Genomic DNA, 16,864 nt, shown 5'->3' with positions numbered 1-16,864 from the left:
ATGCAGGCCCATCCCGTCTCCCCGTTCCGCCTGACCGGGCGGCACGTCCTCCTCGCCTTCGCCGGCTTCTTCGCCACCATCGCGGCGGCCGATGCCGTCCTGGTCTCCTCGGCGCTCCGCACCTTCACGGGACTGGAGGCGGCTTCGCCCTACCATGCCGGACAGGTCTACGCCGCGGAACTCGCCCGCGCCCGGGCCCAGGGCGCCCGGCACTGGAGGCTCGACAGCGCGCTCGCGCGGGACGGGGCCGGCGCGCGCCTGACCGTCTCCCTGCGCGGCCCCGACGGCACCCCCCTCCCGGGCAAGGATCTGCGCGCCCGGCTGGAGCGCCCGACCGATGCCCGCCTCGATCAGGTCCTTCCCCTCGCGGCCGGCGCCCCCGGCACCTATGCGGGCGGGCTCGACGCGCTGCCCCCCGGCCAGTGGCGCCTCGTCGTCGAGGTGACGGGGCCGGACGGGGTCGAGCTGCGGCGCGAGCGCCGCCTCACCGTCGAGTGAGGGGAGCGGTCCGATGTGCTGCACCGATGCGGCGCTCGCCTATGTCGAGGCCCATGCCGCCTGGAGCGAGGCGAACACCCGCCCCTCTCTCGGACGCAACTACGACGCCTTCGTCACCCGGAGCCACGCGGGGGCGGCGCGGGCGGAATTCGCCGTCGAGGGCGTGCGCTGCGCCGCCTGCCTGTCGGCCATCGAGCGCGGCTTGGCGGAAGTGCCGGGCGTGGCGTTGGCGCGGCTCAACCTCACCGAGCGGCGCCTCGCGGTGGAGTGGGCACCGGACGCCGCGGCGGATGTCGAGGCGATCCGGTTGCGGCTCGCCGCCCTCGGCTACGCCGCCCATCCCTTCGACCCGCGCCGGCCGGCCGATGCCGAGGCGGCGGAGAGCGAGCGGCTGATCCGCGCCCTGGCGGTGGCGGGCTTCGCCTCGATGAACGTGATGCTGCTGGCGATCTCGGTCTGGGCCGGCAGCGTCTCCGACATGACGCCGGAGAACCGCGACCTCTTCCACTGGATCCAGGCGCTCGTCGCCCTGCCGGCGGCGGCCTATGCCGGGCGGCCTTTCTACGAAGGAGCGCTCCGCGGCCTGCGGGTCGGGCGGATCACGATGGATTTCCCCATCACGCTCGGAGTGGTGCTGACCCTCGTCATGTCGGTGGTCGAGACGGCTCTGGGCGCGACCCACGCCTATTTCGACGGCGCGATCATGCTGCTGTTCTTCCTGCTGATCGGGCGGGTGCTCGAACAGGCGATGCGGCGGCGGACCCGGGCCCTGGCCGAGAACCTCGCGGCCCTGCGCTGCGAGACCGCGGCGCGGATCGAGGCCGACGGCTCGGTGCGCGACGTGCCGCTCGGCGAGATCGCGCCCGGCGCCCGCGTGCTGGTGCGCCCGGGCGAGCGGGTGCCGATGGACGGCCGGATCGAGCGCGGGCGATCGGAGATCGATGCGAGCCTCGTCACCGGCGAGACCGTGCCGGTGGCGGTCGGGGAGGGCGCCCGCGTCCCGGCCGGCGCCCTCAACGGCGACGGCGCCCTCGTCGTCGCCGTCACGGCGGCGGCCGGGGCGAGCTTTCTCGACGAGGTCGAGGCGCTGATGCGCCGCGCGCTCGAGGCCCGCTCGCGCATCATGGTGCTCTCCGACCGGGCCACCCGGCTCTACGTGCCGCTGGTCCACGCGGCCGCCGCGCTGACGGGTGCGGGCTGGCTCCTCGCCGGGGCCGGGCCGCACGCCGCGCTGCTGGCCGCCGTCGCGGTGCTCGTCGTCACCTGTCCCTGCGCGCTCGGCCTCGCGATTCCCGCCGTCCAGGTCGTCGCCGCGGGCGCGCTGTTTCGCGACGGCGTTCTCCTCAACGACGGCTCCGCCCTGGAGAGGCTGGGCCGGATCGACACCGTGGTGTTCGACAAGACCGGCACGCTGACGCTGCCCGAGCCGGTCCTCGTCGCGACGGCGGGCGACGACGCGACGCTCGGACGGGCCGCCCGCCTCGCCCTGTCGAGCCGCCACCCGATGGCCGCGGCGCTGGCGCGGGCCGCCGACGGCGCCGAGCCCTATCCCGGGGCGCAGGAAGCGGCCGGCCTCGGCGTCCGGGCCGTGGTCGACGGCGTCGAGCTGCGCCTCGGCTCCCCGGCCTTCTGCAGCGCCGAGGCGCAGGCCGCGGCGGCGCTCGCGGCCGCGCCGGAGGCCTCCGTGATCTGCTTTCGCGCCGGAGCGGGGGAACCGGTCGCCTACCCGGTCGCCCAGGCGCTGCGCCCGGACGCGGTCGAGGTGGTGGCGGCGCTGCGGGCGCAGGGGCGCCGGGTCGCGGTCCTGTCGGGGGACCGGGCGAGCGCGGTCGCCGCGGTCGCGGCCCGTCTCGGCGTGGCCGAGTGGGAGGCCGGCCTCTCGCCGCAGGACAAGATTGCCCGGATCGAGGCGCTCGGCCGCGCCGGCCGGCGGGTGCTGATGGTCGGCGACGGCCTGAACGACGCGCCGGCGCTCGCCGCCGCCCACGCCTCGCTCTCGCCGGTCACCGCCGCCCATGTGAGCCAGGCCGCCGCCGACGCGCTCTTCCTCGGCCGCGGCCTCGCCCCGGTGCTCGCGGTGCTCGCGGTGGGCGCGCGCGCCCGGCGCCTGATGATGGAGAACCTGTGGCTCGCCGGCGCCTACAACCTCGTCGCGGTGCCGCTCGCCGCCGCGGGGCTCCTCACGCCGCTCATCGCCGCGCTGGCGATGTCGGGCTCCTCGGTCGTCGTCACGCTGAACGCCCTGCGCGCCCGGGGCCGGCCGCGGCCGGCGCCGTCTCTCCCGTCCGGGGAGTCCGGCCCGGCACCGGCGATCCCGGCCGTCCTCGTCCCCTGAGCGCTCCCGGATCCCGTCATGGCCGTGCTTCTCCTCGTCATCCCGATCGCCCTCGGCCTCGGCGGCCTCGGCCTTTGCGCCTTCCTGTGGGCGCTGCGGTCCGGCCAGTACGACGACATCGAGGGTGCCGAGATGCGGGCCCGGTCGGACGACTGAGCGGTCCCGCTCCTTCCCTCCACGCCACCGGAGCAGCCCCGTGACCGACGCGTCCCCCCTCTCCGAGACGTTTCTCCCCGAGACGATCCCGCCCGAGACGATCCTGCCCGAGACCACCGTCCAGGCCTTCCTCGCCGACCGTTCCCTGTGCGGGGTGAGCGGCGGCTTCACGGTGGCGAGCGCGTGCCACCTCATGCGGGACCGCGGCATCGGCGCCCTGGCGGTGGTCGAGGGACGCCGCCTCGTCGGCATCGTCACCGAACGGGACGTGGCGGTGCGGGTGATCGCCGGCCACCGCGACCCGCACCTGACCCTGGTGCGCGAGGTGATGACCCGCGATCCCCGGACGATCGCCGCCGAGGCGAGCCTCGTGGAGGCGCACGCTCTGATGCGTGCCGGCGGGTTCCGGCACCTGCCGGTGATGCGGGGTGGCGAGGTGGTCGGGATGATCTCCCTGCGAGACATCCCGCCCGGCGCGGGGCGGGCACCCGGCGCGGCGACCGCGACCGCTTGAGCGAGATCAAGGCGGCCCGCGGCGGGCCGGGCCACGATACGGCAAGACAGGGTCCAAGGCCGCCATGCCCGCTCCGACGGGACCGGTCCTCGTCGTCGACGACGACGAGGCCGTCCGACGCTCGCTCAAATTCGCCCTCGAGCTCGAAGGGCTCGACGTGCGCCTCTACGAGGATGCCGGCCACCTGCTCGGCGAGGCGGGGCTGCCCCGGTCCGGGTGCCTCGTCGTCGACTACCACATGCCGGGCATGGACGGGGTCGAGCTGGTCGGGCGCCTGCGCGCCCGGCGCGTCGGCCTGCCCGCCATCCTGGTCACCGGCCGCCTCACCGAGGAGCTGCGCCACCGCGCCGCCAGGGCCGGCTTCCGACAGGTGGTGGAGAAGCCCTTCGAGGACGGGTCGCTGCTCGCCGGCATCCACGACGCGCTGTCCGCCTCGGCGTGAGGGGCGCGGGACGCGCGGCGGAGGTTCGGTCCGCGCGGCCCGTGCTACCGTGCCCGGATGCGCATCGCCTCGTGGTAACATTCGTCGATGAAGACCATTGCATCGGTCCCGAACCGGCTCGTCAGCGCGATCCGGCGGTCGTTCCGGCAGTTCCTGGCTCTGCCGCTCGCCACGGTGCTCGGATTCGTCGGCCTCAGTGCCCTAGTCTACCTGGCGGACGGGTCGTGGTCCGGCGATCGCGCGCCCCGCGGCTTTGCCTGGCTCGGGGCCCTGATGGGGGATCGCGCGGCCCTGGGCAGCCTGCTCGCGACCGTGGCGTCGAGCATCGTCACGGTCACCTCGATCACCTTCTCTCTCCTGCTCCTCGCCGTGCAGCAGGGCGCGGGCGCCCTGACGGCGCAGGTCACCGACCAGTTCATGGCGCGCCGGACCAACCAGCTCTATTTCGGCTACTTCGTCGGCCTGTCGGTCTTCGTGCTGACGACGCTGGTGACGAACACCGACTATCACCGCCCGGTCTTCGCGGCGGCGCTCAGCCTGTTGCTCACGGCCCTGGCCCTGTGCCTGATCATCGTGATGATCTACAACACGATCGACCAGATGCGGCCGGAACAGATCATCCAGTTCATCCACGACAAGGTGCTCGAAGCGCGCGGTGCGGATCTCGACGTGCTGGCCGCGACCCGCAGGACGACGCGCCGCGACTGGGCCGACCGCGCCCTCGTCCGCTCCCGGGAGAACGGCTACGTCGTCGGGCTCGACCTCGCCCGGGTCGAGCGGGCCCTGGAGCGCGCTGGCGACGTCGAGGTCGAGGTCCTGATCGCCCTCGGGACGTATCGCGCCGTCGGCGATCCGGTGTGCCGGCTCCGGTGCGGCCCCGGCGCCGTCCTGGACGCGCAGGCGTGCGAGCGCATCGCCGACGAGACGCTCGCCGCCTTCGCGTATGACGACGGGCGCGATCTCCAGACGAGCACCGCCTACGGCCTGCATCAGCTCGCGACCATCGCCTGGACCTCCGTCTCGACCGCGAAATCCAATCCCAATCCCGGCCTCACGGTGATCCAGGCGCTGCGGGACATCATCGCGCGGTGGAGCCGCGGCGAAATCGAGATCCGGGGCGATGCCGGGTCCCGCATCGTCTACGGCGACGCCGCACCGGTCATCGCGACCGACGCCCTGGAAGCCGTGATCGTCGTCGCCTCCGAGTCGATCCAGTCCCAGACCCTGACCGAGGCGGTCGCCACGCTCGCCATCCTGCTGCGCCACGTCGAGGGGCCGACGGCCGAGAGACTGGCGGATGTCGCCCACCGGGCACTGTCGAGCCTGGGCGAGCACGTCCTGACGCGGCAGCTCGACGCCGCCCTGCACGACCTGGCCTCGGCCCTGGAGGAACGCGGCTTTCGGAGCGTGGCCGAGGAGGTCGCCAGGGCATCCGCCGCGCTTGCGGGCAGCCTGGGCAAGCTGAACTCGCGCTCGACCCGGGTGCCCGGGACGACGTCGTAAGGCTCGCCCCGCCGGAGAGCGCTTTCCCCGCATGCCGTCCGGCCGGGCCTCCTGCCTGATGCAATTCGCAATCCGCAGGCGTCTGTCACAATGACTTTCAGTGACCCGCCGACCTACTGACCGGGCGATCCGGACCGCGACCGCCCGGGTCCTGGGACGCGTCCAGGATACGGACGCGCTCGGGCCTAAGAACCTATCTCACTTGGACTTATTGCCACGCTTCGGCTCCTGCGGGGGAAGCTTGGCATTCTGCCATACTGGCATAGCCTCTAAGGAGAATCCCTTACGCGTCGAACCGGAATGTCGCCGCCGTCCTCGATCGCCTAGCCATGGACCTCGTCAAGACCGCCCGAACGATCGCCTGACAAGGGATCCGATGCAGCTCGCGTTCACTTGCACCGAACCGCCTGGAGAGGTCACCTACTGGACAAGTCGCGCCCTAGCGCGCGCCGTCGGGATCTCCCTGCGGTCGGGCCAGCGCATCTGGGACGCCTATCGTCTCCAGCCACATCGAGTGCGCAGCTTGAACGGATCGAACAATCCAGCGTTCGCCGAGGAGGTCGAGGACATCGTCGGCCTCTATATGGCTCCGCCGCGCCATGCCGTCGTGCTCTCCCTCGATGAGAAGAGCCAGATCCAGGCCCTGGAACGGACCCGCTTGCGCCGAGCGTCACGCCAAGTTGCCTCGAGACCCGGACCCACGACGACATCCGCCACGGCACCACGACGCTGTTTGCCGCGCTCGACGTACTGGAGGACACCGTGATCGGGCGATGCATGCAGCGTCACCGCTACAAGGAGTCCCTGCGCTTCCTCAACACTGTCGAGGCGGCTGTGACGCCTGTCAAACTGATCCACACGATTCTGGACAACTATGGCACGCACAAGCACCTGAAAGTGCGGGCCTGGCTCGCCTGGCATCCGCGCTGGATCTTCCACTTCAACCCGACCTCGGCCTCATGGATGAACGCGGTCGAGGGCTTCTTCTCCGCCCTGACTCGGCGCAGGCTGAAACGTGGCAGCTTCAGCGGGATCGTCGATCAACCGCACCATCGCCGAGCACAACGAAACGCCAAAGCCATTCGTCTGAACCAAGTCAGCCGCAGCCATCCTCAATGCTGTCAACTGTAACGCTAAAACACCCATTTAAGTCAGCAATATAATCACCATGAGCGGCGAGAGATTTTCGCATTTTTGAGTTGCGATACAGTGCACAATCATGTAGTTACTCAAATATTATATAGATAACCCCGCAAATATTGGACTATATCTTTGACGTCAAAGGCAAAATCGACATAAAAGCTGTAGAAATGTATATACAAATCAATACAATACTAGTTCGACGCTTAGATTTGCTTGTAACTATACGCAACTTTCTAAATTTGATTGCTATGATAAGGGCCAATAAAATATTTATTGATAATTGTGTCAATCCCAGTATCGCGTAATGACTTTCGACAAAGCCTCCGTTGGCGTACATAATTTTTCGAATTATTGTTGACGAGCTTGAAACTGCTAGGATTATAATAAATATTTTTACAATAGCAATTACATTTATAAATTCTGGCGTTGAGGCGGCTTTATTTAGATAATAAGTCGGAGATTTTTGTTGATTTACTTCTTTTTCAAAATTGTCGATCTTATTTTCGTTGCTTATTTTTAATTCTTCAAGCAAATCAATATTTAATTGCATCATAGAAATCCTATTTTCAAGTTCTTTCGTTTTAGAGTTATGCTCGATATCACGATTAGATACGATCTCTTTGAGTCGATTGTATTTCATCTCTAAAGATCGCAATTGGGCAAAAGGACTTTGAGAAAAATTAATATTCCTAGCAATGACGAACTCATCAACGTCTAGCAAGACCTTTTTTTGGGGCGATGGTAAATTCGGATTTTCACTGACTCGGCTTTTGACCTTTTCATAGACTAGGTCAAGGGTCATGTACTCGACAAGATCATCTATTCCGTCTCGCAATACAGTAATTAATTCCTTTGAAAAAGCAGTGAATCTTTCAGATTTTGGTGCGAAAGCTACTCTGTTACGTGGAGCCGACGCAATGGAATAAACACCTCTGATATTGATATTGCTAGAAACAATGCTTGATGGTGATCCGCCCATTTCCTCTGAGTTTATCTCGCCACTGTAGCAGCAATCGAAGATAAGAATTTTTTTAGCTGCTGGAGATTGATGTATGATTCTTCTAATTTTTCCAAACTCCACTCCATTTAGATGGCAATGCTTAGCCGTTGTATCAGACGCAACTATAAAAAGACCATCGCTTTCAGTCGTTTTTATACCATGTCCAGCGTAATAAATGAATAAAGTGTCAGTTGCACATTCGGCCGCTTCTGATATTTTTAATAACATATTAGTATTAGATGGGGAATCTATTATGATTTTAATGTTATCCTCTGGAATTCCAATTATATCAGGATTTCTAAAAATTGAAGCTAGATCGTCGATATTGTTTTTTACAGACGGCAGATCAGGTAGGTTTGTACTATCTAGTGGGCACCTAGTAGTGCCGATCAAAACTACCATTGTGCCAGCGCTGCCAAATGATAACATAATGCCGCCTTCCCGATTCGATGGCTAGAATATAGATATAATATTATTTTTTGCCAATTATATCATTCAATAAAAATTGAATATCCTTATAATTATCTACATCTATCGAAATATGATAACCATCACTCCTAGTAATGACAACTTTCGCCTTTGATTTCCGCGAATTGAACCACGAGCCGATCGATTTTATGATCTCAACTAAGACAGGACTGCCAACAACAGCTGTAACTACAGGCGCCATGGCACTTATTACAGGAAGTAAATCTCCGCCCATCTCATCAGGTAAAGGCGTTGCACGCTTTTGCTCAAACCGAATTCCTTGTATCTCTTCTTGGCGGAGCCATCGAAGAAGGTCGGGCGTATCTTGGGAGGCGGTCTCGCCTTCAATTTTTATAAGCACGGCAGCACCAACGTAATATTGTCAAGGCACTTTAACCAACTCTGTCGATCTTGCAACGGCTCATAATCTGGCCGCGTTGCGACATATAATGCTAAAATAAATAATTCATATCTAATCAATGACGCTAATGTATGTCTAGTAAAATTATGACTAGATAGAAACATATTTTTGCTCATTGCAATCCAGTCGTAAGGAAACGGGGTAGGGCTGCACTCCCCCGTTGCTGCGGCAGGCGTCTCTCGTGGTGATCTCACCGAGTACGCCGACCGGGCAATTCGCGTCCGGACCCACTGGGCACTCGGGCGCAGCTGGATTCCGGACGCGTTCAGACCTAAGGAGAATCCCTTACGCGTCGAACCGGAATGTCGCCGCCGTCCTCGATCGCCTAGCCATGGACCTCGTCAAGACCGCCCGAACGATCGCCCGACGAGGCATCCGATGCAGCTCGCTCTCGCCACCGCCGGCCTCGGCCCCGCGCTGAATCCCGGGTCCGTCCCCGCCCATCGCCGTCCGGAGGAGCCGGGGGCGCGCCGCCGCGTCGAGGCCGACGAGGAGATCTACGCCGAGGGCGATCGCCCGCTCCACTTCTACAAGGTGGTGTCGGGCGCGGTGCGGACCTACCGCCTTCTCAGCGACGGGCGCCGGCAGATCGACGGCTTCCATCTCCCGGGCGACATCTTCGGCCTCGAGGCCGGCGACGAGCGCATGACCGGGGCCGAGGCGGTGGTCGACACGGTGCTCACGGCCCACCGCCGGAGCGACCGGGCCGCGCTCACGGGCGATGCCGGCGCGCTGGCGCGCGAGGTGGTGGCGGCGATGCTGCGGGCGCTCGCCCGGGCGCAGGACCACATGCTGCTGCTCGGCCGCAAGACCGCCCGCGAGCGGGTCGCGAGCTTCCTCCTCGACCTCGCCGAGCGGGCGGGGGCCGACGGCGTGCTGGCGCTGCCGATGTCCCGGACCGACATCGCCGATCATCTGGGTCTCACGGTCGAGAGCGTCTCGCGAACCTTCACCCAGCTGGAGCGCGACGGAATCATCGCCCTGCCGGCCCACCGCCGCACGGTCGAGCTGCGCGACCGGGCGGCGCTGCGGCGGCTCGACGGCTGAAGGATGCCCTCGGGGCGGACGCCGCGCCGGGTTCCTGCTATCGACGGCGATCCGATTCCGCGCCGCGCGCTTTGGCCCGCATGACGAAACCCGATTCCCCCGCGAGCCCGCCACCCGCCGCACCCGATGCCGAGGAGCTGCGCCAGACCCTCGAGGAGGTCGGCATCTGCTTCTGGTCGCTCGACGTGCCGACCGGACGGATCTCGGTCTCGGCGAGCGGGGCGCGGCTGTTCGGCGTGTCGCCCGAGGAGCTGACGACGTTCGAAGCGACGCAGGCCCTGGTCCACCCGGACGACCGCGAGGCCCGGGCGGGGGCGATCCGGGGGGCGCTCGACCGCGGCGGCAGCTACGAGGTCGATTACCGGGTGGTCCGGCCCGACGGCCGCAGCGATTGGCTGCGCTCGCGCGGCACCATCGAGATCGACCCGCAGGGTGGCCCGGTGCGCCATCGCGGCGTGGTGTTCAGCATCCAGGCGCAGCGCCAGGCGGAGACGGATCTGCGCGCCCGCGAGGCGCATCTGCGCTCGATCCTGGAGACGGTGCCGGACGCGATGGTCGTCATCGACGAGGAGGCCCGCATCCGGTCGTTCAGCGCGACCGCGGTGCGCCAGTTCGGCTACGCCCCGGAGGACGTGGTGGGGGAGAACGTCAGCCTCCTGATGCCCGAGCCCTATCGCAGCCGGCACGATGCCTACATGGCCCGCTACCTCGCCACGGGCGAGCGGCGGATCATCGGCATCGGCCGCGTCGTGGTCGGCCAGCGCAAGGACGGCTCGACCTTCCCGATGGAGCTCGCGGTCGGCGAGATGCGGTCCTCGGGCGCGCGCTACTTCACGGGCTTCATCCGCGACCTCACCGAGCGCCAGCGCACCGAGACGCGGCTGCAGGAGCTGCAATCCGAGCTCGTCCACATGTCGCGCTTCACCGCGCTCGGCGAGATGGCCTCGACGCTCGCCCACGAGATCAACCAGCCGCTCACCGCCATCGCCAGCTACCTCAAGGGCTGCCGCCGCCTGCTCCAGCGGATGGAGGGGCCGGAGGTGCCGATGCTCGCCGACGCGGTCGGCCAGGCCGCCGACCAAGCGCTGCGGGCCGGCCAGATCATCCGCCACCTGCGCGAGTTCGTCGCCCGCGGCGAGGGCGAGCGGCACATCGAGGGGCTGCCCAAGCTCGTCGAGGAGGCGAGCGCGCTCGCCCTCGTCGGCGCCAAGGAGCGGGGCGTCCACGTCACCTTCGCGCTCGATCCGGAGGCGCCGCTGGTGCTGGCCGACCGCATCCAGGTGCAGCAGGTCCTGCTCAACCTGATCCGCAACGCGATCGAGGCGATGCAGGACGTCGCCAGGCGCGAGCTGCGCGTCACCACCCGGGCCCTGCCGGGCGAGGCGCTGGTCGAGATCGCCGTCGCAGATACCGGCCCGGGCCTCGCGCCGGAGGTGGCGGAGCGGCTGTTTCAGCCCTTCGTCACCACCAAGGCGCACGGGATGGGGGTCGGGCTCTCGATCTGTCGTACCATCGTGGAGGCGCATGGCGGCAAGATCCTGGCCGAGTCACAGCCGGGGCAGGGGACCTGCTTCCGCTTCACGCTGCGGGCGGTCGACAGAGGGGAGCTGGACGATGTCGGGTGAGGTGCCGGTGGACGTGGTCGACGACGATCTCGCGGTCCGTCAGTCCCTCGCCTTCCTGTTCGCCTCCGACGGGATCCCGGTGCGCCTGCACGACTCCGCCACGGCCTTCCTCGCCGGCCCCGCGCAGGCCGCGGGCTGCATCGTCACCGACGTGCGCATGCCGGGCCTCGACGGGATCGCGCTGCTGCGCCGCCTGAAGGCGCAGGGCGACGGGCGGCCGGTGATCGTGATGACCGGCCACGCCGACGTGCCGCTCGCCGTCGCGGCGATGCGCGAAGGCGCGTTCGACTTCATCGAGAAGCCGTTCGACGACGAGGTCCTGCTCGCCGCCGTGCGCGCCGCCCTCGACAGCGGGCGCCGGGCCGCCGAGCGCCACGCCGCCGCCGCCGAGACCGGCCGGCGCATGGCCGCGCTCTCGGAGCGCGAGCGCCAGGTGCTCGACGAGCTGATGGCCGGCAGCCCCAACAAGGTCATCGCCCAGGCGCTCGGCATCAGCCCGCGCACGGTCGAGATCTACCGCGCCAACGTCATGGCGAAGATGCAGGCCGGCAGCCTCGCCGAGCTGGTCCGGATGGCGCTGACGGTCCGGCCGGGCGGATAGGAGCCCGCCCGGCCCGCGTCGTACGATGGCGCATCACCGCCCCCGGGCGGCGTCGGCGTCCTCGTTCCAGTCGAGGGCGGCGTAGGTGTCCCGCAGCGCGCGCTTGAGGAGCTTGCCGGCGGTGTTGCGGGGCAGGTCGTCCTGGAACAGGATGCGCTTGGGCACCTTGAACGGCGCCAGGCCGGCCCGGCAATGGGCGACCAGCTCCTCGGCGTCGACGGCGGCGCCCGGGCGGCGCACCACCACGGCGGTCACGGCCTCGATCCATTTCGGGTGGGGCAGGGCGATCACGGCGACCTCCGAGACGCCGGGATGGGTGAACAGCACCTCCTCGACCTCGCGGCTCGCCACGATGGTGCCGCCGGTCTTGATTACGTCCTTCACCCGGTCGACCACCGTGATGTAGCCGGCCTCGTCCATGATCCCGACATCGCCCGAATGGAACCAGCCGCCGCGGAACGCCTCGCGGGTCTCCTCCGGCTTGTCCCAGTAGCCGGCCATCAGCTGGGGCGAGCGGTGGACGATCTCGCCCCGCTCGCCGGGGGCGACGTCCCGCATCGCGTCGTCGACGATCCGGGTCTCGACGTTGAAGACCGGGCGCCCGCAGGAGGCCGGACGCGCGTCGTGCTCCTCGGGCCGCAGGACGGTGGCGAGCGGCGCGATCTCGCTCTGGCCGTAGCAGTTGTAGGGCCGCGCCCCCGGCAGGCGGGCCCGCAGCTCCTCCAGCACCGGCACCGGCATGATCGAGGCGCCGTAATAGACGTGGCGCAGGCTGGTGAGGTCCCGCGTCGCGAAGTCGGGCGAGCGCAGGAGGCTGATCCACACGGTCGGGGGCGCGAAGAACGAGGTCAGGCGGTGCGTCTCGATCAGCCGCAGGCAGGTCTCGGGCGCGGGCGCCTCGATCAGCACCGTCTCGGCCCCGGCCAGCAGTTGGGGCATGGTGAAGGCATGCATCTGAGCCGTGTGGTAGAGCGGCAGCGCGGCGAGCGCCCGGTCGTGCGGCCCGAAATCGAGGGCGAGGATGCAGCTCTGGTACTCGGCCAGGAGCCCCCGGCTCGTCATCATCGCGCCCTTCGGCGCCGCCGTGGTGCCCGAGGTGTAGAGGAGCTGCACCACGTCGTCCTCGGCGAGGGCGACCTCGACCGGCTCGGCGGGGCCGCCGTCCCCGGCGAGGTGCAACACGTCGAGGCCGGTGCCGCCGAACAGGGTGCCGAACCACGGCGCGGCAGAGGCGCCGAGCGCCTCCCGGGCATTGCCCGCGAGGGCCGGGTCGACGATCAGGCACGCGGCGCCGGACTGCTCGACGACGTAGCGCAGCTCGCGTCCGGTGAGCGCGTAGTTGATCGGGACGTGGATGATCCCGGCCCGGGCGCAGGCGAGCCAGAGGATCAGATAGGCGTCCGAGTTGCGCCCGAGCGCGCCGAGCCGGTCGCCGCGCGACAGCCCCGCCGCCAGAAGCCCGGCGGCGACCCGGTCGGCGGCGCGGTCGAGGGCGGCAAAGCTCCAGTGCCGTTCGGCGAAGGACAGGGCGGTGCGGTCCCGATGGCGCCGCGCCGCGCGGCGCAGGGCGTCCGAGATCGTGTCGCGCCGGGCGCGGTCGGCCTCCTGCGTGTCCTCGTGTGCCATGGCGCGGCGTCCCTCCGGTTTTCGTTGTTTGTCGCTCCTTGTCGCAAGGTCGTGCCGGCAAGTCACGCCGGTGGGGGCGTCACGCGGGTGGCGACGTCGAGGCAGGCTCGTGCCGGGGTTTATCCAATGCGAAAGACCGCCGCGGCCCGGCGGGGCGGCGACGGTCCACGAGGCATCCGTCGGAGCCGCGGCTTAGTGCACCTCACAAAACTCCGGCCGCAATGTCGCTGCCACAGCAAGCCGAGGCGGTGATCGGGAGTATTTTGAGAGACACTTACTTCAGCCAGCCGTCCACGGTGGCGCGGTTCGCCGCGATCCACTTCGCGGCGGTCTCGGCGGGCTTGGCGCCCTTCTCCTCGTTCTCGGCCATCACGGCCTCCTCGTCCTTGATGCCGAGCTTGAACTTCTGGAGGATGCCGTAGACCTCCGGCATGTCCTCCTTCAGGCCCTTGCGGGCCAGCGTGTTGACGCTCTCCTCGCCGCCGAAGACCTGCTTGGGGTCGGCGAGGTACTTCAGCTGGTAGCGGGCGAACATCCAGTGCGGCGTCCAGGCGGTGACGACGACGTCCTGCTTGCGGCGGATCGCGTCCTTGAGCGCGCTCGTCATCGTGGCGTCGCTGCCGTCGAGGAGCTTGACCGGCAGGCCGTAGGCCTTGATCGCCGCCTCCGAGGTCTTCATCACGCCAGCGCCGGGATCGATGCCGATCACCTTGCCGTCGACCTCGGCGGCCTTGGTCTTCAGGTCCTCGATCGAGTTGAGCGGCGAGGTCGCGGGCACCGCCCAGCCGATCTTGGCGCCCGTCACGTTCGGGCCGATCAGCTCGAGCCGGTTCTTCAGCTTCTCGTAATAGGCGCCCTGGGTCACCGGCAGCCAGGCGGCGACGCTGGCATCGGCATCCCCGGTCGCCACCGCCTGCCACATCGCGGCGGCGGCGAGCGGGATCGCCTTCACCTCGTAGCCCTTCTCCTCCAGGGCGAGCTTGAGGATGTTAGTGGCGACCACCGCGTCGGCCCACTCGACATAGGCGAGGCGGACCTGCTTGCCGGCGGCCTCGGCGGGCGTCTGGGCAAGCGCGAGGCAGAGGGCGACGCCGAGGAGGGGAGCGCGCATCGAAGGACCTTTCTGGGAGGAGACTGGAAAAAGGCTCAGGCGGTGCCGTGCGGCCGGGCGCGGGCGGCGAGCGCCTGGGTGGCCCGGTCGAGGATCACCGCCAGGATGACGATGCCGATGCCGGCCTCGAAGCCGGCGCCGGCCTCCAGGCGCTGGATCGACTGCCACACCACCCGGCCGAGGCCGCCGGCCCCGATCATCGCGGCGATCACCACCATCGACAGCGCCAGCATCATGGTCTGGTTGACGCCCGCCATGATGGTCGGCAGCGCCAGCGGCAGCTGCACCTTGAACAGCTTCTGCGCCGACGAGCCCCCGAAGGCGTCCGAGGCCTCGACGAGCTCGGCCGGCACGTTGCGGATGCCGAGCGCCGTCAGGCGGATCACCGGCGGCACCGAGAACACGATGGTGGCAAAGCAGGCCGAGACCGCGCCGAGGCCGAAGAACGGCAGGGCCGGGATCAGGTAGACGAAGCTCGGCAGCGTCTGCATCATGTCGAGCACCGGCGAGAAGATCCGCCAGGCCCGCCGGCTCAGCGCGAACCAGATCCCGACCGGGATGCCGATGACGAGGGCCGCCGCGGTTGCCAGGACGACCAGCACGAGAGTCTCGACCGTCGCCTGCCATAGCCGCAGGTTCCACAGGAACAGGAGGCCGAACAGGGTCAGGAGCCCGACCCGCCGGCCGCCGACCTTCCAGGTGGCGAGCGCCGCGGCCCCGATCAGGATCCAGGGCGGCACGGCCACCAGGGCCGAGGTCAGCGCGTCGATCCAGTCGGCGACGTGGCGGCTGACCGCCCGGGTCAGCCAGCTGCCATGGTCGGTGAGCCAATCGAGGCCCTCGTCGCTGAGCGTGTCGAGGGGGAATTTGGGGATTGTCCAGTCCATCGCTCAGCTCCTGCCGGCTCGGAGGAAATCGCGGGCCGGGGATCGCCCGGGTCGGCTCCGCCGGCGCCCGGGCGGGCGGACAGCGCCCGCACGACGTCGCGGCTCGCGAGGCTGCCGACGAGGCGCCCCTCGGTGTCGATCACGGCGAGCACGCCCTCGGCCGCCACCCGGCCGAGGAGTACCGCGAGGCCGGCATCGGCCTCGACGGTGCCGGACTCGCGGTCGAGGAGGCCCGCCAGGGTCTCGTCGGGACGCGCCGCGGCGAGGCGGGCGGCCGGCAGGCGGCCGGCGAAGCGGCCGTCGGGTCCGGCGACCAGCCAGGCCTCGCCGCCGCTCCCGGCCAGCACCGCCCGCGCCTCGGCGGCCGTCTGGGTGGGAGAGAGGACCTGGGCGGTCCCGTCGGCCACCTGCCCGGCGCGCAGGACCGCGACCCGGTCGATATGGGCGACGAAGCGGGCGACGTACTCGGTGGCGGGGGCCGCCACGATCTCCTCGGGCCGCCCGGCCTGGACCACCTCGCCGTCCTTCATCAGCACGATGCGGCCGCCGAGCGCGATCGCCTCGTCGAGGTCGTGCGAGACGAACACGATGGTCTTCTTGAGCGTCTTCTGCAATTCGCGCAGCTCCGCCTGCATGTCGCGGCGGATCAGCGGGTCGAGGGCGCTGAACGCCTCGTCCATCAGCAGGATCTCGGCATCCGCCGCGAGCGCCCGGGCGAGGCCCGCCCGCTGCTGCATGCCGCCCGAGAGCTCGTGCGGATACTTCGCTTCCCAGCCCTTGAGGCCGACGAGCTCGATCGCCCGCATCGCCCGCTCCCGCGTCTGGGCGGCCGGCACCTTCTTGATCTCGAGGCCGAAGCCGACATTGCCCAGGATGGTGCGGTTCGGCAGCAGCGCGAAGTGCTGGAAGACCATGCCGAACATCTTTTGGCGGAAAGCCAGCAGGTCGCGGCGGCTCAGCGCCGTCACGTCGGTGCCGTCGACGACGATGCGCCCGCAGCTCGGCTCGACGAGCCGGTTCATGCAGCGCAGGAGGGTCGACTTGCCCGAGCCCGAGAGCCCCATCAGGACCAGGATCTCGCCCTCCGGCACCTCGACGGCGACGTCGCGCAGCCCGACCACCGCCCCGCACGACGCGGCGATCTCGGCCTTGGTCCTGCCCTGGGCCATCAGGTCCATCGCCCGGGCGGGGTCGCGACCGAAGACCTTGCCGATGCCCTGCAGAGTGATGCGGCCCATTTGCTCACGACTCCCCAGGAGTGGCGCAATCCCCGATTCGTCGTCCGGCCCCGTCGGCGCCGCGGTGCCTTCGATCTGGGATGATGAAAAGCTAGTGGGACCAGACGTCACGGCTTGTCGCGCGGCGACGCTTTCTGCCGGAAAAACGGTTCTTCGTCATTCGGGGTTGATAGGGGCTCACAGTAGCCCCGCCTCCAAATCGGCCTCCAGGGTTGATAGCGGCATCCCGTAGTACCGCCAGGGGCCGTA

General features: G+C 67.9%; 15 protein-coding genes and 1 pseudogene. 10 read left to right on the top strand and 6 right to left on the bottom strand.

What is annotated here, in order from left to right; all coding sequences use genetic code 11:
- The 7 genes and pseudogenes from HPY23_RS20905 to HPY23_RS20875 form a co-directional block, all read left to right on the top strand.
- Positions 1-498: a FixH family protein gene (locus HPY23_RS20905; protein WP_091884307.1), complete on the top strand. Its 498-nt coding sequence runs from the start codon at positions 1-3 to the stop codon at positions 496-498.
- Between the two features lie 13 nt (positions 499-511).
- Positions 512-2,833: a heavy metal translocating P-type ATPase gene (locus HPY23_RS20900; protein WP_091884309.1), complete on the top strand. Its 2,322-nt coding sequence runs from the start codon at positions 512-514 to the stop codon at positions 2,831-2,833.
- A gap of 18 nt (positions 2,834-2,851) precedes the next feature.
- On the top strand, positions 2,852-2,989 hold the full coding sequence (ccoS, locus tag HPY23_RS20895) for a cbb3-type cytochrome oxidase assembly protein CcoS (RefSeq protein WP_091884311.1): 138 nt from the start codon (positions 2,852-2,854) through the stop codon (positions 2,987-2,989).
- Positions 2,990-3,029: 40 nt separating this feature from the next.
- A complete protein-coding gene (locus HPY23_RS20890) occupies positions 3,030-3,503 on the top strand; it encodes a CBS domain-containing protein (protein ID WP_244537517.1) in 474 nt (157 codons plus the stop codon).
- A gap of 64 nt (positions 3,504-3,567) precedes the next feature.
- Positions 3,568-3,945, top strand: coding sequence for a response regulator (locus tag HPY23_RS20885; RefSeq protein ID WP_091884313.1), 378 nt, complete (start codon positions 3,568-3,570; stop codon positions 3,943-3,945).
- 87 nt (positions 3,946-4,032) lie between these two features.
- Positions 4,033-5,448, top strand: coding sequence for a DUF2254 family protein (locus HPY23_RS20880; RefSeq protein WP_091884316.1), 1,416 nt, complete (start codon positions 4,033-4,035; stop codon positions 5,446-5,448).
- A gap of 382 nt (positions 5,449-5,830) precedes the next feature.
- Positions 5,831-6,538, top strand: a pseudogene (locus tag HPY23_RS20875) (IS630 family transposase); the annotation flags it as partial.
- Between the two features lie 174 nt (positions 6,539-6,712).
- Here the strand turns inward: HPY23_RS20875 and HPY23_RS20870 are convergent.
- Together HPY23_RS20870 and HPY23_RS20865 are read right to left on the bottom strand one after the other, a co-directional pair.
- On the bottom strand, positions 6,713-8,020 hold the full coding sequence (locus HPY23_RS20870) for a caspase family protein (RefSeq protein WP_091884655.1): 1,308 nt from the start codon (positions 8,018-8,020) through the stop codon (positions 6,713-6,715).
- A gap of 43 nt (positions 8,021-8,063) precedes the next feature.
- Positions 8,064-8,420: an effector-associated constant component EACC1 gene (locus tag HPY23_RS20865; RefSeq protein ID WP_139234912.1), complete on the bottom strand. Its 357-nt coding sequence runs from the start codon at positions 8,418-8,420 to the stop codon at positions 8,064-8,066.
- A gap of 438 nt (positions 8,421-8,858) precedes the next feature.
- On the opposite strand from HPY23_RS20865, the gene HPY23_RS20860 reads away from it, so the two are divergent.
- From HPY23_RS20860 to fixJ, 3 genes are all read left to right on the top strand, one after another.
- Positions 8,859-9,527, top strand: a complete 669-nt coding sequence (locus tag HPY23_RS20860; protein ID WP_091884319.1) for a helix-turn-helix domain-containing protein — start codon at positions 8,859-8,861, stop codon at positions 9,525-9,527.
- 80 nt (positions 9,528-9,607) lie between these two features.
- Complete coding sequence (locus HPY23_RS20855) at positions 9,608-11,152, top strand: PAS domain-containing sensor histidine kinase (protein ID WP_091884321.1); 1,545 nt, start codon at positions 9,608-9,610, stop codon at positions 11,150-11,152.
- On the top strand, positions 11,142-11,753 hold the full coding sequence (gene fixJ / locus HPY23_RS20850) for a response regulator FixJ (protein WP_091884324.1): 612 nt from the start codon (positions 11,142-11,144) through the stop codon (positions 11,751-11,753). Before HPY23_RS20855 ends, fixJ begins: the two co-directional genes overlap by 11 nt.
- Before the next feature lie 33 nt (positions 11,754-11,786).
- Here the strand turns inward: fixJ and HPY23_RS20845 are convergent, their stop codons facing one another.
- From HPY23_RS20845 to HPY23_RS20830, 4 genes are all read right to left on the bottom strand, one after another.
- Complete coding sequence (locus HPY23_RS20845; protein WP_091884326.1) at positions 11,787-13,379, bottom strand: fatty acyl-CoA synthetase; 1,593 nt, start codon at positions 13,377-13,379, stop codon at positions 11,787-11,789.
- Positions 13,380-13,653: 274 nt separating this feature from the next.
- A complete protein-coding gene (locus HPY23_RS20840) occupies positions 13,654-14,490 on the bottom strand; it encodes a glycine betaine ABC transporter substrate-binding protein (protein ID WP_060847443.1) in 837 nt (278 codons plus the stop codon).
- A gap of 35 nt (positions 14,491-14,525) precedes the next feature.
- On the bottom strand, positions 14,526-15,377 hold the full coding sequence (locus tag HPY23_RS20835; RefSeq protein WP_060847444.1) for an ABC transporter permease: 852 nt from the start codon (positions 15,375-15,377) through the stop codon (positions 14,526-14,528).
- Positions 15,293-16,615, bottom strand: coding sequence for a quaternary amine ABC transporter ATP-binding protein (locus HPY23_RS20830; protein ID WP_091884330.1), 1,323 nt, complete (start codon positions 16,613-16,615; stop codon positions 15,293-15,295). The genes HPY23_RS20835 and HPY23_RS20830 overlap by 85 nt, the downstream gene beginning before the upstream one ends.
- Positions 16,616-16,864 lie beyond the last annotated feature (249 nt).

The organism is Methylobacterium ajmalii, assembly GCF_016613415.1.
Classification (GTDB): Bacteria; Pseudomonadota; Alphaproteobacteria; order Rhizobiales; family Beijerinckiaceae; genus Methylobacterium; species Methylobacterium ajmalii.
Note: the sequence above shows the minus strand (reverse complement) of the source record. Positions and strands in the feature narration are given on the sequence as shown.